At 66.7% G+C, this 20,368-nt stretch carries 18 protein-coding genes; 8 read left to right on the top strand and 10 right to left on the bottom strand.

Annotated features, from left to right (window positions below; genetic code table 11):
- Positions 1-44: 44 nt before the first annotated feature.
- The 3 genes from LL962_RS13160 to LL962_RS13150 all read left to right on the top strand — a co-directional run bounded on the left by LL962_RS13160 (position 45) and on the right by LL962_RS13150 (position 3,095).
- Positions 45-836 (top strand): response regulator transcription factor, encoded by a 792-nt coding sequence (locus LL962_RS13160; protein WP_343237485.1) that lies wholly within the window; start codon positions 45-47, stop codon positions 834-836.
- A 523-nt stretch (positions 837-1,359) separates the two neighbouring features.
- Complete coding sequence (locus LL962_RS13155; RefSeq protein WP_228317222.1) at positions 1,360-1,773, top strand: hypothetical protein; 414 nt, start codon at positions 1,360-1,362, stop codon at positions 1,771-1,773.
- A complete protein-coding gene (locus LL962_RS13150) occupies positions 1,770-3,095 on the top strand; it encodes a PQQ-dependent sugar dehydrogenase (RefSeq protein WP_228317221.1) in 1,326 nt (441 codons plus the stop codon). Before LL962_RS13155 ends, LL962_RS13150 begins: the two co-directional genes overlap by 4 nt.
- Before the next feature lie 213 nt (positions 3,096-3,308).
- On the opposite strand, the gene LL962_RS13145 is transcribed toward LL962_RS13150, so the two are convergent.
- The 5 genes from LL962_RS13145 to LL962_RS13125 all read right to left on the bottom strand — a co-directional run bounded on the left by LL962_RS13145 (position 3,309) and on the right by LL962_RS13125 (position 8,280).
- Positions 3,309-4,763 carry an amidase gene (locus LL962_RS13145; protein ID WP_228317220.1) on the bottom strand — a complete coding sequence of 485 codons (1,455 nt, stop codon included), beginning with the start codon at positions 4,761-4,763 and terminating at the stop codon, positions 3,309-3,311.
- Positions 4,764-4,770: 7 nt separating this feature from the next.
- On the bottom strand, positions 4,771-6,012 hold the full coding sequence (locus LL962_RS13140) for an MFS transporter (RefSeq protein WP_228317219.1): 1,242 nt from the start codon (positions 6,010-6,012) through the stop codon (positions 4,771-4,773).
- Between the two features lie 221 nt (positions 6,013-6,233).
- Positions 6,234-7,202 carry a helix-turn-helix domain-containing protein gene (locus LL962_RS13135; RefSeq protein WP_208621423.1) on the bottom strand — a complete coding sequence of 323 codons (969 nt, stop codon included), beginning with the start codon at positions 7,200-7,202 and terminating at the stop codon, positions 6,234-6,236.
- A 247-nt stretch (positions 7,203-7,449) separates the two neighbouring features.
- On the bottom strand, positions 7,450-7,725 hold the full coding sequence (locus LL962_RS13130; protein WP_104587100.1) for a hypothetical protein: 276 nt from the start codon (positions 7,723-7,725) through the stop codon (positions 7,450-7,452).
- 129 nt (positions 7,726-7,854) lie between these two features.
- Positions 7,855-8,280 carry a YqaA family protein gene (locus LL962_RS13125; RefSeq protein WP_228317218.1) on the bottom strand — a complete coding sequence of 142 codons (426 nt, stop codon included), beginning with the start codon at positions 8,278-8,280 and terminating at the stop codon, positions 7,855-7,857.
- Positions 8,281-8,685: 405 nt separating this feature from the next.
- Between LL962_RS13125 and LL962_RS13120 the strand changes: the two genes are divergently transcribed.
- The gene (locus LL962_RS13120) at positions 8,686-9,279 is read left to right on the top strand and encodes a DUF1349 domain-containing protein (protein WP_228317249.1); all 594 of its coding nucleotides are present in this window, start codon (positions 8,686-8,688) and stop codon (positions 9,277-9,279) included.
- A 114-nt stretch (positions 9,280-9,393) separates the two neighbouring features.
- Here the strand turns inward: LL962_RS13120 and LL962_RS13115 are convergent, their stop codons facing one another.
- The gene (locus tag LL962_RS13115; RefSeq protein ID WP_228317217.1) at positions 9,394-10,548 is read right to left on the bottom strand and encodes a DUF1624 domain-containing protein; all 1,155 of its coding nucleotides are present in this window, start codon (positions 10,546-10,548) and stop codon (positions 9,394-9,396) included.
- Positions 10,549-10,739: 191 nt separating this feature from the next.
- On the opposite strand from LL962_RS13115, the gene LL962_RS13110 reads away from it, so the two are divergent.
- Positions 10,740-12,740 carry an ABC transporter ATP-binding protein gene (locus LL962_RS13110; RefSeq protein ID WP_228317216.1) on the top strand — a complete coding sequence of 667 codons (2,001 nt, stop codon included), beginning with the start codon at positions 10,740-10,742 and terminating at the stop codon, positions 12,738-12,740.
- 122 nt (positions 12,741-12,862) lie between these two features.
- Here the strand turns inward: LL962_RS13110 and LL962_RS13105 are convergent, their stop codons facing one another.
- The gene (locus LL962_RS13105) at positions 12,863-13,789 is read right to left on the bottom strand and encodes a hypothetical protein (protein ID WP_228317215.1); all 927 of its coding nucleotides are present in this window, start codon (positions 13,787-13,789) and stop codon (positions 12,863-12,865) included.
- Positions 13,790-14,024: 235 nt separating this feature from the next.
- Between LL962_RS13105 and LL962_RS13100 the strand changes: the two genes are divergently transcribed.
- From LL962_RS13100 to LL962_RS13090, 3 genes are all read left to right on the top strand, one after another.
- Positions 14,025-14,180, top strand: coding sequence for a hypothetical protein (locus LL962_RS13100; RefSeq protein WP_167395273.1), 156 nt, complete (start codon positions 14,025-14,027; stop codon positions 14,178-14,180).
- A 74-nt stretch (positions 14,181-14,254) separates the two neighbouring features.
- Complete coding sequence (locus LL962_RS13095; protein ID WP_228317214.1) at positions 14,255-14,956, top strand: lasso peptide biosynthesis B2 protein; 702 nt, start codon at positions 14,255-14,257, stop codon at positions 14,954-14,956.
- Positions 14,957-14,968: 12 nt separating this feature from the next.
- Positions 14,969-16,819 carry an asparagine synthase-related protein gene (locus LL962_RS13090; protein ID WP_228317213.1) on the top strand — a complete coding sequence of 617 codons (1,851 nt, stop codon included), beginning with the start codon at positions 14,969-14,971 and terminating at the stop codon, positions 16,817-16,819.
- Here the strand turns inward: LL962_RS13090 and LL962_RS13085 are convergent.
- Genes LL962_RS13085 through LL962_RS13075 form a run of 3 tightly spaced genes read right to left on the bottom strand, consistent with a single transcriptional unit; the run spans position 16,816 to position 20,361 of the window.
- On the bottom strand, positions 16,816-17,526 hold the full coding sequence (locus tag LL962_RS13085) for an ABC transporter ATP-binding protein (protein WP_228317212.1): 711 nt from the start codon (positions 17,524-17,526) through the stop codon (positions 16,816-16,818). The genes LL962_RS13090 and LL962_RS13085 overlap by 4 nt on opposite strands.
- A 10-nt stretch (positions 17,527-17,536) precedes the next feature.
- Positions 17,537-18,895: a DUF3526 domain-containing protein gene (locus LL962_RS13080; protein ID WP_228317211.1), complete on the bottom strand. Its 1,359-nt coding sequence runs from the start codon at positions 18,893-18,895 to the stop codon at positions 17,537-17,539.
- The gene (locus LL962_RS13075; protein WP_228317210.1) at positions 18,892-20,361 is read right to left on the bottom strand and encodes a DUF3526 domain-containing protein; all 1,470 of its coding nucleotides are present in this window, start codon (positions 20,359-20,361) and stop codon (positions 18,892-18,894) included. Before LL962_RS13075 ends, LL962_RS13080 begins: the two co-directional genes overlap by 4 nt.
- Positions 20,362-20,368: the final 7 nt, after the last annotated feature.

Genomic DNA, 20,368 nt, shown 5'->3' with positions numbered 1-20,368 from the left:
GCATTGATAGTACATAGGGAGCCGAAAAAACGGCGACCTCGACAGTGTCCGAAACAGCCGGTAAGCAGTTCTCGGCCAGCTCTCAGGCTGGTGTTAAACCATGCCTCCCATCCACGGATTTCTGTTGCACGCTTCCGCCTATGTCCTGCATGAAGGTTCTCATTGTTGAAGATCAACCCGACATCGCCGCCAATATCTGGGATTTCCTGGAATACCGTGGCTACCAGGTGGACCATGCCGCAGACGGCCTGGCCGCACTGGCGCATGCCACGCGCCATCGTTTCGATGTCATCGTGCTCGACCTGGGCCTGCCCCGGCTCAATGGCCTGGATCTATGCCGGCGCATGCGCCAGGCCGGGTGCGCCACACCGGTGCTGATGCTCACCGCACGCGACACCTTGGACGACAAACTTCGCGGATTTGCCGAAGGTGCCGACGACTACATGGTCAAACCTTTCGACCTACAGGAGCTCGAAGCCCGCGTCCGGGTGCTGCATCGGGCCAGGCAGGTAGGCACGCAACGCGAACTCATCGCAGGACCGTTGCGCTTCGACTGCGATGCGATGCTGGCAAGCCGCGAGGGAAAACGCGTGGCGCTGACGCGCGCCCAGGCGCGCATTCTGGAGACCTTGATGCGGCGCTCGCCAGGCGTCGTGCATCAGCAGAACCTCATCGAATGCGTCTGGCCGCATCGGGGGGGCGATGCCGCAGCGCTGCATACCCATGTCTACGAGTTACGCAATCTCGTCGACAAGCCGTTCCGGGAGCGGCTGATCCATAACGTGCATGGCGTCGGATACCGTTTGCTGGCGAAGGCTGATGACACCTGTGCGTGACCTACGCAGTGGCCGCGAAACTCGGCGACACCGGGCGGCCCCGTTGCTGCGGCGACAGGCTGATCGGTCTATCGGCGGGCCTGCCGTCCCGGCCGGGAGCGGTCAGCAAGACCGTGCGGGCAGGTCCCGGGCTGGTGCGGACGGCGTGTAGGACCGCGATGTATGGGTGTTACATGGCGACTGCGGGTATCGGCCGCGCCCGTTTGGCAGCCGCGAACGGGTTCTGTCAGCCGTTCTGGAACTGCGCATCACCGGGGTCGGATGGATATGGGTGGGCATGTCGTCTTTCGAAGGCGAGCGAGGCGATCCACCAAGCGTGTTCATGACCGGTCTGCTCGGTGTGGCAAACCTGCAGATCGCGTTCCTGGATGAAATGTCGACATGCCGCCAAGCAATGTCGCCGCTCGATCTGCCTTCCGGTTGCCGGCGCTGGCTTCGCGTGATCCAGAGCCATCCGCACTCCCGTCACGTGCGAGCTGCCAGCATCGGCCGCGTGTTTCGCCATCGACGTACCGAGTTCGCCATGACTGCATCCGTTCCGACCCGCGTCTGGGTCATTCATCCATTGCATGCCGCCGCACTCGGCGGCATGTGGCCATTGTTCCTCGGCGCACTGGCAAGCGATTACGCCTACTGGAGCAGCTATCAGATCCAGTGGAGCAACTTCGCCTCCTGGCTGCTGGTCGGCGCAATGGTGCTGACCACGCTCGCACTGGTGTGTGCGCTGGTCGGGCTGGCGCGCGGCAGCCGCAATGTGATCTACCTGATCGCGCTGGTCGCCACCTGGGTGGCAGGTTTCTTCGACGCCCTGCATCACGCACGCGACGCCTGGGCGATCATGCCTGCGGCCCTGACCCTGTCGGCGATTGCAACGCTGTTCGCGCTGGTTGCCACCTGGGCCGGGCTGTCCGGCCTGCGTGTCGGGGGGGCACGATGAATCGCTATCTGCAGATGATCAGCCTGTCGACGCTGGCCGTGGCGCTTGCCGCGTGCACCAGGGCGCCGGACCTCGATCAGCTCGGTGCCACGCCGGAGCTGCCCGCACCCGAACGCGGCGTGCTGCCGGACATGACCATCGCCGAGCCAACGGCGTGGGGCGAGCGCACGCCGAGCGTGCCGGCGGGTTACCGCATCACCGCCATTGCCCGCGATCTGGGCATCCCACGCCAGACCCTGGTATTGCCCAACGGCGACATCCTGGTCGCCGAAGGCCGCGGCGGATCGGCGCCCAAGCTCAAGCCCAAGGACATCATCGCCGGTCCCATCAAGGCCAAGGGCACTACCCAGGTCAAGAGCGGCAATCGCCTGACATTGCTGCGTGATGCCGACGGCGACGGCACCTACGAACTGAAAACCGTGTTCGCCGACAAGCTCAACGCGCCTTACGGGCTCGCCTTGGTCGGCAACGCGCTCTACGTGGCCAACCAGGATGCGCTGGTGCGCTTTGCCTATCGCGAAGGCCAGACCAAGGCCGATGGTGCGCCGAGCAAGGTCACCGATCTGCCGTCGGCCATCAATCACCACTGGACCAAGGCACTCACCGCCAGAGCCGATGGCCGTTACCTGTACGTCGGCATCGGCTCCAACAGCAACATCACCGAACGTGGCATGGTTGCCGAAGTGGACCGCGCACAGGTCTGGCAGGTGGATGCGGCCACTGGCGCGCACAAGGCTTACGCCACCGGACTGCGCAATCCCACTGCCTTGACCATCCAGCCGGGAACCGGGGCGCTATGGGCCGTGGTCAACGAACGCGACGAGATCGGCCCGAACCTGGTGCCCGATTACCTGACCTCGGTACGCGAAGGCGGGTTCTACGGGTGGCCATACAGCTACTGGGGCAAGCATGTGGACACGCGAGTGATGCCGCAGGATCCGGCCAAGGTTGCCTCGGCGATCACGCCGGACTATGCGCTGGGCTCGCACGTGGCGGCGTTGGGCGTTGCGTTCTCGTCGGCGGCAATGGGCGCAACCTTCGCCGACGGGGTGTTCGTCGGCGAACACGGCAGCTGGAACCGCAATCCGCAGGTCGGTTACAAGGTGGTGTTCGTGCCGTTCCGCGACGGCCGGCCGGCTGGCGCGCCGGTGGACTTCGTCTCCGGCTTCCTGGGAGAAGATGGCAAGACCCGCGGCCGCCCGGTGGGAGTGACCGTGGATCCGCGCGGCGCGCTGATCGTGGCCGACGACCTGGCCAACATCATCTGGCGGGTGACACCGGAGGCGGCAGCTGCCGCGACCGCAGCGCAGTCCGCTCGCTGAAGCACGCGCCCCCATAGGGAAACAAGGCCCAGCGGGGGCGCTGCATGCAATGCGGCCCTCTCGCTCCCACCGCTGGATGCGCTGCTTCACGCACTGTCAGGCGGTCTCGCCGACGTTCACTGCGGCGCGGCCCCCTGCATTTGCTCGTTCGTCCCTGGGACGACGGCACCACGCCGGCATCCGCGGCACAGGCGGCTGCCGAGCGCTTGGTGCTCAACGGCGTGCGGCATTGGCGTTGAGCGCGGGAACGCGCGCAGCCCAGGGTTGCGCGCGCTCCAGCTGCGCGGCCAGGGCCAGCAGCGTGCTTTCCTCGCCGAAGCGTGCAGCGAAGTGCGCGCCGATCGGCAGCCCGGCAGGGCTCCAGTACAGCGGTACCGACATCGCCGGCTGGCCACTCGCGTTGAACAACGCGGTGAACGGGCAATAGCTGTGGAAGTCCTCGATCAGCTGCGCGAAGGTGATGGTCTCATCGAACGCATCCAGCGATCCCAGTCGCGGCGGTTCGCGGGTGAGGGCGGGGGTGAGGATCAGGTCGTAATGCACCAGCATGGATGCCAGCCGGCGGCCCAGCGCATGGATCGCGGCGACTGCCGCGGCATAGCGCGCACCGCTGGCCTGGCCCTTTTCGCGCAGGATCACACGGGTGCGCGGCTCCAGTTCGGCGTCGGCGATCGGCGCACCGCGTAGCTGCCCCAGCATGTCCAGGTAGCTGCGCGTACTCGGTCCGATGATGTCGAACAGCTGATCCAGCAGAGCCGGCAGATCTACCGGCAGCCGTGCCGGCTCGACGTGATGGCCAAGACGGCTGCACAGCTCGGCCGAATGGCGTACGGCTGCCAATGCGTGTGGCCCGGTCGGCCAGGGAGCCAGGTGTTCGACCAAGGCAATGCGCAGCGGACCGGGATCGCGTTCGACCGCCGCCAGGAACGGCGCCTGTTGCGTCGGCGCGGCGTAGGGCGCGCCGAGATCGGCCCCCGCCGTGGCATCCAGCAGCGCGGCGCTGTCGCGCACCGAGCGGGTGATCGCATGATCGATGCTCATGCCCGCCCAACCTTCACCGATCAGCGGCCCGCACGGCATCCGGCCACGGCTGGGTTTGAGCCCGAACACGCCGCAACACGAGGCCGGCACCCGCAGCGAGCCGCCGCCATCGTTGCCGTGTGCGAACGGCACCGCCCGCGCGGCCACCAGCGCTGCCGCACCGCCGCTGGAGCCGCCGGCGCTGCGCGTGATGTCCCACGGGTTGGCGGTTGCGCCGAAGCGCGTGGACTCGGTGGTGTAGGAGGTTCCGAACTCCGGCGAGGTGGTGGTGCCGAGGAACACGCAGCCGGCGCGGCGCAGTCGCGCCACCACTTCGCAATCCAGGTCGGCGCGGGCTTCGCCCTGCGCCAGCGAGCCGTTAGCCATGCGCGCTCCGCGCAGCGGCGAGAACAGATCCTTGATCAAGGTCGGCACCCCCGCCAGCGCGCCCTGGGTCGCTGCCGGCAGGCGGGCGGCGGCGCGCGCCTGCTCGTAGAGCGTCTCGGCGACCGCGTTCAGTGCGCCCACGCGTTCCAGGCGCGCGATCGCGGCGTCGGCCAGTTCCAGCGGCCGGATTTCCCCGCGTCTGACCAACGCTGCCAACGCCACGCCGTCGTGGCTGTCCAACAGTGCATCGATGTCGTGCATCACGCCGTTACCTCGCTTGCGAATCGGTGGAAAATACAGACGCCCGGTGGCGCAGCGACGCCACCGTCCACAGCACGGCGATCGCAAACGCGGCAGCGGCGGCAAGCCGGATCGCGCCGTGCAGACCGTCGCCTGCCGGCACCAGCGCGGCGATCAGCAGCGGGCTGGCGAATTGACCCAGATACAGGCTGGAGGTGAATCCACCCATGCCGCGGCCACGCACCCGTCGCGGCAGTGCGTTCATGACCGGCGTCATCGCATTGGGAACCAGCAAGCCTGCGCCAAGGCCATGCACGCTGACCGCCACCAGCACCTGCGCATAGGTCTGCGCGCCGGCCAACAGCCACAGCCCCAGTGCGAGCAGCGCCAGCAGCGCGGCATTGGTTGCAGGAATTCCGAGCAGGCGACGCAGCAGCGGCCACAGCAGCGAGCCGCCCAGTGTGGTCAGCAACCCGAGTCCGGCAGACAGGCCGATCAGCGTGCTCGAACTCACTCCCAAACCGACCAGCAGCGCTGGCGTCTGCACCGGCACGATGAAGCTGAGCAGCATGCCGAAGAACACCAGCAGGTAGCCGACCACCAGGGTCGAAGCGTCGACCGTTGCGTCCGCGTCCATTGCTGCCGGCGGCGCATGGCGCGCTGCCGGTTCCCACAGCACCCGCAGCATCGCCGGCACCAGCAGTAGCGGAAGCAGGTAGAGGTAGAACGGCGTGCGCCATCCGTACTCGCCCAGCACCCCGCCGACGACGAAGAACAGCGAGCCGATCAGCGCGATGCAGATCACCTGCAGATTGATGTAGCGAAGCCTGCGCTCGCCGTGCCAGTAATCGGCGATCAGGGTGGTGCAGCAGGTCATCACCGCCGCTTCGGCACAGCCGAACAACAGCCATGCCCCGACGATGCTGCTCAGCTCAGACAGCAACGCCGGCAAGACGCCGAGCAGTGCATAGGCCAGCGTGGCCAGCACCAGCAGCCCCTTGCGTCCAAGGCGATCGGCCAACCCGCCGGCAACCGGTGCGAACACCGCGATCGCCAGCGCCGGCCCGGTGATCACCAACGGCACCAGCAGGTTGGCCTGTGGATCGACAGGACCGAACTCGGCGCCCAGCTTGGGCAGCACGGGCGCGATCATCGCCGCGCCCACCACGGTCAGGCTGCTGCCGAGCAGCAGTACCGCCCCCTGTGTACGGCCAGCCTGACGTAGCGGGTTTCCGACGCGGTCGGTGGAATTCGCACTGGAGGTCGTCATGATTGGCCGCCCGCAGGGCGCTTGCCGTGCGCGCGGCAAACGGCGCTGCGAGGCAGCGCAGGCGCACGCAGCGAAGGTGCGGAACCACAACCGTGCTGGGACATTGGTGATTTCTCGCGTCGGAACGACCGCTCCAACCTATGCGAAACCCGTCCCGCGCCGTTATCCAGAATCGGCAATTTCCCGCGCCGCGCGTGGTCGCCGGTGCGGGAGGCGGGGCGTCACCGCAGCGGCAGTCCCAGCGCTTGCCGCCGCGTCTGCGAGGGGCTCTGGCCGAACAGTTGCCGGTACTCGCCCGCGAACCGGCTCGGATGCCAGAAGCCCCAGGCTGCCGCAATGTCCTGCACCGTGCGGCCCGGCCCCTCGCTGGCCAGCGCCCGGCGCACCTGGTTCAGGCGCAGGGCACGCAGGTAGGCCACCGGAGTGATGCCGATGCTGTTCTGGAAGCAGTACTGCAGCTTGCGACGGCTGGCCCCGACGTGCCTGCACAGCTCCAATATCGTCGGCGCGTGTTCGGCATGCGCCAACGCATACTCGCGTGCGCGGTCGACCAGCCGCTTGCTGGCGCTGGGGTGCAACGGCGCGCCTGCAGCGGGATCGAGCAAGTCCAGCACCACCTGCAGCAGACGGTCGCGCATGCTGCGCCGAACCACCGCATGCGTGTTCATCGCTGCAGACAGCGCCTGCGTATCGAACAGGTCCTGGCTGACCGCCAGCAATGGCTGCAGGGTAGCTGGACACCGCCGATGCAGGGTGAGTGTGCGCAGCCCCCGGCGGTCGCGCTGTTCTTCCAGCAAGTCGTCCACCAGCGTCCGTTCGATCGCAAGCACCAACACCTCCACCTGGGCGGGCGTGTGCAGTTCGGGCAATCCATGGTCTGGCGTCACCAGCAGGCAGGGATCCTGGTGACAGTGGCCTTCGCAATACATCCGCATGTCGCTGCCACGCAGCGGCAGGCTGACCACCAAGGCACCGGGCCAGGCCTCGCCGCGCTTGCGCATGGCCCGATTGGCGCGGTCGCGGATCACCTGCAGCCCTTCGAACTGCAGCGTATCGAGATGGCCGGCGAAGCATCCATCGCTGGTCTGATCGTAGCGGAGCTGCCAGCCCGGCAGGGCGAGGGCGTGCGCCTCCACCGAGGGGGTGCTGATGCGCTGGATCATGGCAACAGAAACGGAACTGGCTGACATGGCAGGTCCCGGATGAACGAAGATCGCCAGGCGCTGTCGGCACCAAGCGACCGGGCAGCGACCTCGACAGTCGCTACTGTTGCACGAAGAGGCCGCGTCTGCGCACCGCAGTGCAGCACGACAGGATGCCGTTGCCGCACGCGCACAGGGATCTACAGGCGATCTTTCCGATACTGGAAAGCCCCGCAATGCGGGGCTTGTGTGAACGATCCGCTCACAGGGACAACGCCACGTCTCACCGGCCGGATCAGGGTAGATCGCACTTGATCTTGGCGTCCACGTAATAGGGCTTGGGCACATCCGGATTGGTGCTGGTCTTTTCGAACACCACCTCGAACGACGCCATGTCCACCTTGCCCTGACGGCTTTGGCAGGCCTCCTGCAGCTTTTTCTTGACCGCGGCGATGCCGGCATCGCGGTTGGCGCCATCGGCGCTGTTGGTCAGATTGGCCACCTCTGCGAATGCCGACGGGCTCAGTCCGAGCAGGCATCCGACAAGCACCGCGCTGTGCAACTTCTTCATACGATCTCCTTCGCAATATCCTTGAATGCAGTGACGTCCAGCGCGCAGCGCACAGGCTGCACGCGCCGCCAGCATAGGCATGCCACGTTAAGACGTCGTGCGGGCACGGGCTCGCCGGCGCAGCCCGGCTCACTGCGTCAGGCGCAGCGTTGCCCAGGCAAGCACGGCGTAGCGGCCGGCCTTGGCGACCGCCACCAGTGGCACGAACACCCGCAAGGGCTCGCGCATCACGCCGGCAGCCAACGTCAGCGGATCGCCGACGATCGGCATCCAGCTGAGCAGCAACGACCACCTACCGTACTTGCCGTACCACCGCTGGGCGCGTTGCAAGGCACGCGGCGAGGCGGGAAACCAACGCCGCTGCTGGAAGCGCAGCGCCTGACGACCGATCCACCAGTTGATCAACGACCCCAGTACGTTGCCCAGGCTTGCGACCAGCACCAGCCCGACGACCGAACCTCCGCTCGCGACCAGGGCGACCAGCGCCGCTTCGGACTGCGCAGGCAGCAGGGTGGCGGCGATCAGCGAGAGCGCGAACAGCCAGAAGTAGTTCAAGCAGCCGCCTTGCGTCCTGACGGGCGAGACGTCTGCGACCGATCGGCTGGCCTCACGGCAAGGCCAGCTGCGTCACCGCGCTGCCTACGTGTCTGCTGCCGTTGCGCACCTGCGACCGATGGATGCTCTTTGCTTCGCTGAGGGCATCGTTCGATGGGATCTCTCCGATCCGGAGCCTGCCGTTCATCTGTCTTCGCGCGCGTCTTGATCGGGTTCGATGATAATGGAGACGTGACGCATCCATCGGCACCGATGGACAGACCGGCGCAGCGCTTCGGATAAGGGCGACAGCGCCACCAGGCCAGGTCTCGACGAGGAGCACGCATGATAGCTGCTGCAGGACAACCGCCCGACGCCGAGCGTGGGCCGAGCACTGGCGGTGACGAACGGGGTACGGGCTCCGGCATGCAGCCCGGTAGCGCCTGGCAAGACGGCCGCTGGCACAACGAGCCGAGGATCCATCGCATCCTGGATGGCGATGTGCTCGAGGTCGTCACCGACGAAGGCAGCGATTTCTGGCGCGAAACCCACTATGGCTTCACGCGCGACAGCGGGCATTTTCTTGGCATGACGGCCACGGCCGGCTTCACCTGCCAGTTGCGCATCCGTGGCAGCTTCGATCGACTCTACGATCAGGCCGGCCTGATGATTCGCATCGATGAGCGCCGCTGGATCAAGGCGGGAATCGAATTCAGCGATGGGCGCGCGATGCTCGGCAGCGTCCTTACCGACGGCAGGTCCGACTGGGCGAGTGGCCCGTACGAGGCCGATCCGTCGGACTTCTGGATGCGCGCCACGCTCGAACATGGCGTGCTGCGGCTGCAGGCGTCCAGCGACGGCAAGCACTGGCCGCTGGTACGACTGTGCCCGTTTCCGACTGCCACACGTTATCTGGTCGGCCCGATGACCTGCACCCCGGAACGGCAGGGATTGGCGGTCCGTTTCTCCGACTGGACGCTGGGCCCGGTGCTGGGCAGGGAGCTTCACGACCTCTCGTGAGTGCGCGACGTCGCCTTTGCGCGCATGCCGCGCAAAGGCGTGCGGATCATCGATGCATCCGCGTGCTCCGGCGCGCGCCCAGCAAGGCGCCACGCACATCGCCTTGTCCGACGCTCAGAAGTAGCGCAGCCAGGCCAGGTCGCGTCTGCACGCCTTCAAACGTGCGAAGGCGCGGGTAGGCAGATACAGCACCAGGACCAGTATCGCTGCGGTCAGCCACAACATGCCGACACTGTCCATGCCGTAGTAGCGACCGTGATTGGTGCCGAACGCGGCCACCGCAGCCAGGTACATGAGCTTCAACACATACAGGTGCAGCACGTAGAAGAACATCGGCGCGGCGCCGAAGTCGATGACGGGCGTCAGCAGGCGCGCGACGCCTGGTGCCTCGTAGGCGCGCAGCAACAGCAGGCCGATGCCCACGGTGAACAGCACGAACAGCAATGAAGGCGGGTATTTGGTGAGGTTGAAGAAGCTCATCACTGCGGTGAGCGCGTCGGCATCGTGCTGCCAGGGTGCATCGCCGTAGACATTGATCACGCGCAACGCCACGAATGCCGCGAGCATGCTCCAACCGGTGCGGACCAGCCGCCGGCGGCGTTGCGCGGGTGTGGTGTCGCGGCCGAACCAGGGGCCAAGCACATAGCCCAGCGCGATGATGCCGATCCAGGGCAATACCGGATACGAGCTTCGCACCGGAATGCCGCCCAGCTCGAACCAGCTGCGGTCGTGCAGGATCGCCCACAACACATGGAATGCGGTGCCGTCGGTGGCGGTGATGCCGTCGAGCAGATTGTGGCCGGCGATGATGACCACCGCGACCGCCGCCAGGGCCGCGCGCGGTAGCCACAACAGCAGCGACAAGGCCAGCATGCTCACCCCGATCGCCCAGATCACCTGCAGATAGAACACGGTGGGCGGCACCTGGAAATTCCACCCGATATTGACCACGGTCATTTCCAGCACGATCAGGAACAAGCCGCGCTTGAACAGGAACAGGCTGGTGGCCTTGCGCGGATCGGACTGGCGGCTGCCATACAGCCATGCCGACAGGCCGGTGAGCAGCACGAACACAGGGGCGCAGAGATGCGCCAGCACCCGCGACACGAACAACCCGGGTTCGACCTGATCCAGATCGACCGGATCCGCCAGTTGGCGATGCAGGTAGAACGTGTCGCGCACATGGTCCAGCAGCATGATCAGGATCACCGTTCCGCGCAGGGCGTCGATGGAGGTCAGACGTGTGGCAGTGACGGAATTGGAAGACATCGATACCCCTTGCGGCGATGTCATAACATAACAGAGTGACCTAAGCGGCGGCCAGCAGCACTGCGGCGTGCAGGCCGGCACGCGTGCTGGACGCACCTGCGGTGCGCGTGTCGCAGGTCGCGGGCGAGGTCGCCGAATTCCTGGGCGGCGACTGATACCGGGCAGGGTGCGGCGCCGTCTGCACTGGATCCGTGGGTATATCCTGGTATCGTTATAAAATAACATTTCCAGGGTTCGCGAGATGTCTCATCACGAGTGCGTTGTGTACCGCCGTTCCGCGCAGGCTGCGCCGGTCGGCGGTGGCAAGCCCGGTGCACGGCAGCACAGCCATTGGTTCGATCGAGCCGGCGTTCGTGCCGGGCAGCGCTCTGCATCACGCGATGGCGGTGCCCGCACGGGGCGACTGGCCTACCTCCGGGGCTGCGAACGCTGGAGTAGCGCCCGCCCTGCGAAGTCGCAGGGCGGACGTGCGGCCCGGGATCCGCGCGGTGCACAGCAACGCTTCTTCGTCGATGGCCGCATGCATGCAATCCCCCGTCGCTGAGATCGTGCTCGCCTACCTCCGGTCCGAGCGATGGGCGCTGGCGCGCGTCGTCGCTGTGGTGCTGGTGGCCAGCGTCGCGACCGTGGCTGCGCCCTACCTGTTCTCGCGCCTGATCGATCGCCTGCCGCAAGCCGGAGCGCCGGCCCTGGCCTGGGCCTTCGTGGCCTATGCAGGATTGCTCGGACTGGGGTCGGCATTGCAGCAGACGGTGCAGTACTTGTCCTTCATGCGTTCGGAGAATCTCGGTTTCATCGCAAGCACGCGCTATTTCGCAGCGATCCTCAGAAAGACCAGCGCGTTCTTCGTCGAGCACAATCCGGCCGAGATCCAGGCGGCCGGCGAAAAGGGGCGTAGCGGGCTGAAGATCCTGGTGCAGCTGGCACTGGTCGCCTTCATCCCCGGCGTCATGCAGATCCTGCTGAGCCTGCTGACGCTGGGCGCGCTGATCGATCTCCAGTTGGTCATCGTGGTGGCGACATATGGCGCGGCGGCCATCGGCCTGTCCACACTCGCCACCCGACGCGCGCGTGTCCATCTGGAGGCAGCCACCGCTGCCGGGCAGGCGAACGCCCGCTTCGTCGGCAACGCGATGAACGCCATGGAGACGCTACGCCAGTTCGGCAGTCACGCATGGATGACCCAGCGCTTCGAGCAGCGGGCACAAGTGGTCCGCGACAGCTGGCGTGCCTATGTACTGCAGCGTCTGGGCTATATCGCCATGCTCGGCGCCGGCCTGGCGATCCAGTTCTCCATCACCTTCGTGCTGCTGCTCCCACGCTACCAGGCCGGCGCGATCAGCATCGGGGACCTGGTGCTGTTCAACCTGTTGCTGCTGCAGCTCAATACGCCGTTCGAAGCACTCGCGCGCGCCATCGACGATGTCGCGCGAGCGCGCGCGATGCTGGTCCCGCTGGTGGCGCTCTGGAACGCGCCGGAGGAGTCGCGTGTGCATCATGCGTCGCGATTGGTGCCAGGCGCCGGGCGGATCGTATTCGATCGTGTCAGCCACCATTACGACAACGGCCGCGGCGTTGCCGACGTGAGCTTCTGCGCGGAGCGGGGCGGCATCACCTTTGTGACCGGCGAAACCGGCGCGGGAAAATCCACCCTGTTCAAACTGGCGTTGAAGAGCCTCGAGCCGGAGAGCGGCCGTATCCTTGTCGACGGGACCGATATCGCGGGCATCGATCGTGCCGACTGGCACGCGCTGGTGGCGCACGTTCCGCAGGATGTGGTCCTGCTCAACGAAACCCTGGCAGACAACATCCTGCTCGGCCGCGCGCGCGACGACGCACGCCTGCGCGCTGCAGCGGCCAAGGCGGCCATCCTGCCGCTCCTCGACGCGCTGCCGCAGGGTCTGGAGACCGTGGTCGGCGAGCGTGGCCTGAAACTGTCCGGTGGCGAACGCCAGCGCATTGCGATCGCGCGGGCGTTGTATGGAGATCCGGCGATTCTGCTGCTGGACGAGGCCAGCTCCGCGCTGGACGAGACGACCCAGCGCGAGGTGATGGCGCACGTCCGGATGCTGGCACACGAGGTGACCGTGCTTGCCATCACCCATCGGCAGACCGGCATCGCCTCGACCGACCGGGTGATCACATTGCCGGGCCATCGGAGTACGTCATGTGTGCCGCTCCGTGTGGTCTGAGCGACGGCCGGCATCGGCATCGTGCAAACAGCGCGGCTGCGCCGTCTTACTGCCATGACGACACGCGCGTTGCCTGGATCGGCCCAGGAGTGCAGGCGCATGCCGGCGGCAGCCGCCGCAAGCTAGACCGCAGGAACAGTGGTCCTCTTCAGATCCAGCTTGGCGCGCAGCACATAGTTCTTCCTGATCGTCTGAACCACCTGCGTCAGGCGTGGATCGTGATAGTCCTTGAACAGTGGCGGCCTGGCTGCACGCAGATAGAAATCCCGGTCCTGCTTCACCGCAGCCGGCAGCAGGATCTCGGACGTATCGCGGTCGCTGGCGTCGGTCACCAGACAGGGGATGTAGCGGAAGCCGAGCGAGCGCAACAGATAGGCACGATGAGAGCCGTTGGTCAGGATCAGCCGCTTGCCGACTCGCGTGGCGCTGATCACGTTGTCGCTGAAGCCCAGGTAGATCACGATGGCGTGGCTGGCCGCGCCGAACGGCGCGTAATCGGTCACGGCGGATGGATCGAGCACCGCGACATCGAGAAAGCGCAGATCGTTGGAGCTGGAGGCGAATGCGTAGTCGCCGTCCGCCTGCGCGTAGTGCACCGGCGGCTGCGCCTGCGCACCCTGGCAGGCAGCGAGCGTCATGACGTCGCTTTCGCTGGGTGTGGTGCCGAGGCGCTCCTTGAGCGTCTGGAGATGGCGCAGGTTGATGGAGTCCTGGAAGATGATCAGGCGATCCACTTCCACCATGCACCAGGCGCGCGGCACCGCGCTGGTGATCCGATGCATCGAAGGCTGTCGCAACGCCGCCGCACCCAACGGATGCAAGTCCTCCGGCAATTCCTGCATGCCGACCTCATCGGCAAGCCCGGCTTCGTCGTCGGCGAGCATAGACGCCACGGCTCTGGCCTCACGCCAACGCGCCAGCAACACGGACTCGTCCACGTGGCCGGGAGGGCAGCGCTCGCGAACGAAGCGAATCAGTTTCGATAATGGAAACAGTCCACGCAGTAACAGCGTGTGGTCGAACGCATCGTCGCTGTCTTGAGCACCCATTGCTTCTCCTGCGCGTCGTCGGATCGATGGACGTGACGCTTCGCGGGCGACATGCGCGTTCCGTGATCAGAATCACGCAGATAATCCAGCGACTGGAAATAAAAACGCCACATCCGTAATTGTTACCTTGTAACATTCGCTTGCCGCACACGCAATTCGCGATGACGCTTGTGGCGGCTGCCCGAACGCGTCCAACGACGTTGGACGCGCTACTGACTGACCAAAGGAGATGTGCATGAACGAGTTGATCGAGCTTGGGCTGGTAGAAGATTCCATCCAGCAGGATCAGGATGGCGGCGGTCTCATCGAACTTGGCACCGTGGTGTCCGAAACCAGGGCGCATAGTCACGGCACCTTGTGGGATGGCATCTTCCCGACGACCTCGCCGTAACCGCGCTGATCGATGCCAATGGCGGTGCATGCCCTGCATGCACCGCTTCTCCCGCAACCGGAACCGCCATGGGCATGATGGAGCCGTCACCGCCGTATCTGCTGTCCAGACATGCGCACCTGTGCGTCGCCGGCGGCGTGGTTGTGCTGCTGGATGTTGCCACCGGGACCTATCTGTCGATCGGCAAGCAACAGGCGGCGACGCTGGGCCGCCACGTCCTGGGCTGGCCGATGCAGGCCGACGATCCGGCCATTCCCCCGATCCTGCAAACCTTGCTCGATCGCGGTCTGATCACCCGCGATCCGCTGCAGGGCAAGCCTGCCATCACGCCCGCCCTGGCATTGCCCGGCCGCTGGATGCGCGAGGGCGAGCCGCGTGGGTGTCCACGCATCACCCAGCGCGACCTGCGCAGATTCGCGGTCGCGGTCGCCGTTGCCGCCATCGGCAAGAAGTGCGCACCACTCAGTGTCATCGTGGCCAGGGCCCGGCGTCGAGCCGCACGCAGACCAGCGCAGCCGCCTGCAGTGCACCAGCTGGCCTCGCTGGTTCGCATCTTCGATTGGTTACGCCCGCTCGCCTTCAAGAAGACCGACGAATGCTTTCTGTACTGCTTCGCCTTGAGCGAGTTCCTGGCCAGCTACGGGTTTTTCCCCTCGTGGGTATTTGCCGTGCGCACCGCACCCTTCGCTGCGCATTGCTGGCTGCAGCATGACGACTACGTGCTGACCGACATTCCATTCAACGTGCGCCGGATGGTTCCCATCCTGGTGCTGTGACGCGGGCTGCCCATGTATCGCTATCTCGCCGTGTTCTGGAACGCGCAGTCGCCTGCATCTGTGGCGGACGCCATGCAGATCAACGCACGCATTGCTTCGGTGTTACCGGACGCCACCTGCGCCCTGCGCGAGGACGACGCGGCGATCTATTGCCAAACCGACGATCCCGGCTTCTTCGAATGCACGCGCGCGGATCGGCTGGTGATCATGGGCAAGATCTTCACCAAGACCTTTGCGGCAGGGGAGGTTCCGGCCAAGGCCAGCTTCGACGCGGCAGCTGCGCAGACGGTGGGTCACAGCCAGGGCGCACATCTGGTGCGGCATTATTGGGGCCGCTACGTCGCCTTTTGCCACGATGCATCCTCGCGCAGCTGGTGCGTGGTCCGTGACCCGACAGCAGAGCTTCCCTGCTTCATCACGGTGGTCGGGTCGGTCACCCTGGTGTTCTCCAGCATGCAGGATTGCCTGGCGCTGCAGCTCAGGAACTTCTCGCTCGATTGGTCCTACCTGGCCGGTTCGCTGCTGTTTCCGTTTCGCGAGATGCGCCAGACCGGCTTCGAAGATGTGGCCTCGCTCGAAGGTGGCGAAGGCATCACGATCCGCGATGGCCGGCCTGGGACACGGCAATGTCACTGGGATGTGGTCAGGCAGGCCGTGGAGGATCCGATCACCGACTTGAACGAAGCGGTGCGACTGGCGCGATCGACCCTGCTGGGGTGCATCGGTGCCCTGGCCGGTGAGCATGCGCAGATACAGCTGCAGCTCTCCGGCGGCCTGGATTCATCGATCATTCTCGCCGGCCTGCTGCAGGCTCCCTCCGGCCCGCAGGTGCAGTGTGTCCATCACTACGATTCGGGCATCGGCGCCGACGAGAGGGACTTCGCGTGGATGGCGGTCGCCGGCGCCAGCGCAGCGTCCGGGCGCAGTTGCGAGTTCATCCAATACCAGCGGGCACCGCACTGCGCGCTGGAGGAGATCATGGCCTTTCCGGTGACGGCGCGGCCGGCGCATTGCTCGGGCCATCTGCTGCACCGGCGCACCGGTCTGGCCGGTGATCCTCAGCAGGAGCCGGTGCAGTTCACCGGAGTCGGCGGCGATGCGGTCTTCATGCGCTTCAAGGGCAATGCAGCGGCCATCGACTACGCCTGGCGGCGTGGAATCGATCGCCAGTTCCTGCGCGTGGCATTCGAGACGGCCCAGTCGGGCGATTCGCTCTACGGCGTGATCAAGGATGCGCTGCTGCATGGCGTCCTGAAGCAACCGGTGCGCATCAACGAGAACTGGGGCAACCCGTGCGAATGGGTGAAGGTGGATGCCGGCGCGCATGTCACTCCGCAGCCGGCGTGGATGCGCCACGCCATCGCCCAGGGGCTGCGCGTGTCGCCGCACAAGATGGCGCACATCGGCAGGATGGTGTTCCCGGTCAGCGTGCTGGACCCGTTCGAGGGCGCAGGGCAATGCCATCGGGTGTCGCCGATCAGCGCGCAGCCGGTGGTGGAACTGTTCGCCCGTCTTCCGATCCACTTGCTCATGGCCGATGCCGAGGATCGGACGGTTGCGCGCCGCGCATTCGAGGGCCTGCTCCCGCACGCGGTGCTGTCGCGCAAGGTGAAGTGCTATCTGGACGATCACTCCGTGGCCGTCACCCGGCACCACCGGGACTTCATCAGCGGCCTGCTGGTCGGCGGGCGGCTGGCCGAGCGCGGATTGATCGACAGCGCGCTGGCCCGCGCCGGAATCGGCCGCGTCAGCCCGGACCATTCGTTGCAGGCGCTGGGAATCTTCGGCCCTCAGCTCAACATCGAGGCCTGGTTGCGGCGCTGGTCGGCGAGCGCGCTCGGCACCGGCGCTGTCGCGGCCTAACGGTGCCGGCTCATCTCCTCCAGATAGAGGTCTTCCAGGTCGTTGGCGGTGATGCTGGCGGCCTTCAAGGTCCGCCGTAGCCGGCCGGCCTGCATCAGGCCGATGGTGGTGGCGACTTCGCGCGCACGGAACAGGTCATGGGTCGCCATCAGGATCGCTGTGCCGCGATCGCGCTGGCGCAGCAACAGGTCGTGGAATTCGGCAGAGGCCTCCGGATCCAGGCCCGAGGTCGGTTCGTCCAGCAGCAGGGCCTTGGCCTGTTTCACGATGGCCAGTGCGATGCCCACTTTCTGACGCATTCCCTTCGAGTAATGGCCAACGCGGCGATCGAACGCGTCGGCCTGCAATCCTGCCGCCTGCAGCGCCTCGCGCAGGCGCGCGGGCGAATGCGCGTCCACGTTCGCCAATCGCGCGAAGTAGTCGAGATTCTCGTAGCCGGTCAGCTCTTCGTACAGGGCGACCGTCTCGGGGATGTAGAGCAGCCGGCGCCGTACCGCATGGGGGTGGTGCTGCGCGTCGAGCCCGTCCACTTCCGCCGAGCCCGAGGTTGGCGCCATGAAGCCAAGGAACAGCTTGAGCGTGGTCGATTTACCTGCGCCGTTGGCGCCCAGCAGGCAATAGATTTCTCCTGGCGCCACCGTGAAACTCACATCGTCCAATGCCCGATGCATGCCGTGGTGCTTGGTCAACGTCTTTGCGCAAAGCATGCACAGATCCTCATGGTGTTGTCGCTTGGCTCCGCATGGCGCGGGCGGCGACCAGCAGCAGCCCGGTGGCAGCGAGCAGTGCGGCCAGATCGGCCAGCACGCCGGTGCCGAACACGCTGTCGGTTTCCCGGAACACGAAGCGCGGAAGGCCGTCGTATTCGGCCAGCGTCTGGATGGCATCGCGCTCCAGATACGTCTGGTGCAGCCGTCGGCGCTGTTGCCGGAACAGGGCGACCTGATCCTGGAAGGCGAGGGCACGGTCGGCGTCCGTGCCGGCCAGGCGGTCCAGCGCATCCTGCGCAGCGACCGATGGCAGCAGGAAGCGCACACGGTCCATCACGCGGCGGCGTGCATCCCGCGCCTGCCGGTGCTCGGCGAGCAGGGGCGCCAGCTGCCGATCGGCGGCGACCAGCTCGGCATAGCTCTGGCGCAACTGATCGGGAATGACAGGGGCAGGCGAGCGCACCGGTGCCGGAATGACCGCCCGCTGCAGCCGTTGCCGCTCGGCGATCTGTGTCATGTGCGCCTTCACGTCGGTGGAAAAGCGCAGCTCCGAAGGTGCAGGCGAGAGCAGGTCGATGCCGGCCAGCGTCAGCGACGGCGCCATGACCACCAGCGACAGCCAGATCGCGCCGGCGGCAACCGCCGCGTCGGTGGAGCGTCGCGCGCGCAGGCCGATGACCAGCGCCACCGCCAGCCAGAAGCCGCCGTAACCCAGGACGATCAAGCTCAGACAAAGCAGTCCGGCGGGGTCGCGCGCGCCGGCCCACGCCGCGACCGCTACCAGGATCGCCGTCGCCGGCAGCAGCACGACCAACCCGCGCGCCAGTGCCTTGACCACGATCAACCCGCCCACGGCGATCGGCTGCGCCATCACTATCGCCGCGATACCGCGCTCGCGCTCGCGCGACCACAGGTCGTAGCTGGCCGCGAGCAGGATCAACGGCAGCAGGAAGACCACCACGAAGGCCAGGTCGAAGCGCCCGGCTGCGCGCGCGGTCGGGCTGCCGATATCCGCCCAGAGGCGCTTGAACAGTGCGGTCGCATCGCCCAGCGCCACCACGTCGGCGGTGAACGGATACGCATCGGCCTGGCCGATCGATACCGCCGTCATCGGCGCCGGGGGCAATACAGGCTGCACGCGCGGCAGGACCGAGGGCGCTTTGCCGACGAAGCTGCGCGCACGCGCCTGCATCTGCTGCTCTTCGGCGGCGAGCAGGCCGATGGCGCCCGTGCGCTGGCCGACCCACTGGCTGCCGTTCCAAGCGGCATAGGTCGCAAGCGCGGCAAGCAGAAGCAACAGGCCCACCACTGCGCGATCGCGCAGCAGGCGGCGCATTTCATAGCCTGCGACCGCGATGCTGCTCATGCCCGCAGTTCCAGGCGTGATGCGCAGAGGCGTGTCAGCACAATGCCAAGCAGCGCCCAGCCCAGCAGAATCGCCAGATTGGGAGCCTGCGCAGCGGCGGTGGCGACCCGCGTCGGCGCTTGCGGCGTGTAGGCGATCGAGCGGGTGAGCGTGGCGATATCGGCAAGGTGATACTGCTCGCCCGGCGGCGGCTTATGCGTTTTGACCTCGTGGTTCAGCGCCTGGATCAGCCGATAGCGGTAATCCTCCACGCCACGCAGATAGGCCAGATGGGCGGCGTAATCGGTGCCGGCAAAGGCGCGCGACCAGGGTTGCAATGCCAGGGTCGGCGAGATGGCGGCGAAGGCGCGCTGCACGCGCTCTTGCTGTCGATAGGCCGCATGCAGGCGTTCGAAATGCCGCGCATAGGTCTGGGTGGAATTGTCCTCGCCGAACTCCAGGGCGACGCCGCGGAAGTTCAGCGGCAGGTCCGCGACGTCGTCGACCCGATAGCGGGCCAGCAGTTCGGCCTTGAGCGACGCCAGCCGCTCATCGGCCGGATCATGGCCGTCGACGCCGCTTTCCGCCTCTTCGGTGACCGCTGCGCGGAACGCCGGGGCGGAGGGCGTGGGCACCAGGCTTTCGGCCACTGCCGGCGCCACGCGGGGGGCGAGCAGGGTCGCCACCACCCACATCCCCAGCAGCAGCACCAGCGAGGTGCGCGCCGAGCGACACAGCCCGGAAACGGCAATGGTCAACGTGCAGAAGGTCAACAGGTAAAGTAGGTAAGCGCCTGCGATGGCCAGCAGGGCCACCAGCTCCGCCGCGCCTGCGCCCTGCACGAACAACGCCGGAACACTGGCGCCGAACAGCGCGAGCGCGAACATGCCGGCCACTGCCGCCAGTGCGAGCACGCGTCCGCCGACCAGGGCGGTGGGCGCGCCACCGGCGGCAAGCTCCTGACGCAGTCGCTCGCGTGCGAGCTCGCCGGACATGCTCGAGAAGCCGGCAAGGATGAGCAGCAATGGAGCGACCACCTGCAGCGCCCAGGCAGCCGAGAAGCCTCCGAAGCTGCTGAGCGCGGTGCCTTCCTCGATCGGCCGGTGGCGGGCCGGGTTCTGCGCATGTCCTTCGATGAACACCGAGGTGCCGACCACCTCCGACACGCCCGGATCGAAGCTCGCCAGCGGTTGCACCGGCGCAGGGATGGCGCGGCCGACGTGCGCGGCCGCATGCGGATCGATCCGGCCCTGGCCGTCCCACAGGCGCGCCTCCTGCTCGGCGACCGCCTGCCGTTCCTGCGCCTGGGCGGACAGGCGCACGGCGCTGGTACCGAGCGAGGTCGCCGCGAGCAACAGCAGCGCCAGCGCCAGCCACACCACCCGCCGCTCGCGCCATAGCAGGATGAGCTGGGTGGCGGCGACGGCGCGCAGCTGGGAGCGCGCGGGCCGGTCCACTATGTCGTGCGCAAGACGGGCAGCGGCCACGGCAGCG

The organism is Xanthomonas sp. NCPPB 1067, from assembly GCF_020783795.1.
GTDB classification, from domain to species: Bacteria; Pseudomonadota; Gammaproteobacteria; order Xanthomonadales; family Xanthomonadaceae; genus Xanthomonas; species Xanthomonas melonis.
Note: the sequence above shows the minus strand (reverse complement) of the source record. Positions and strands in the feature narration are given on the sequence as shown.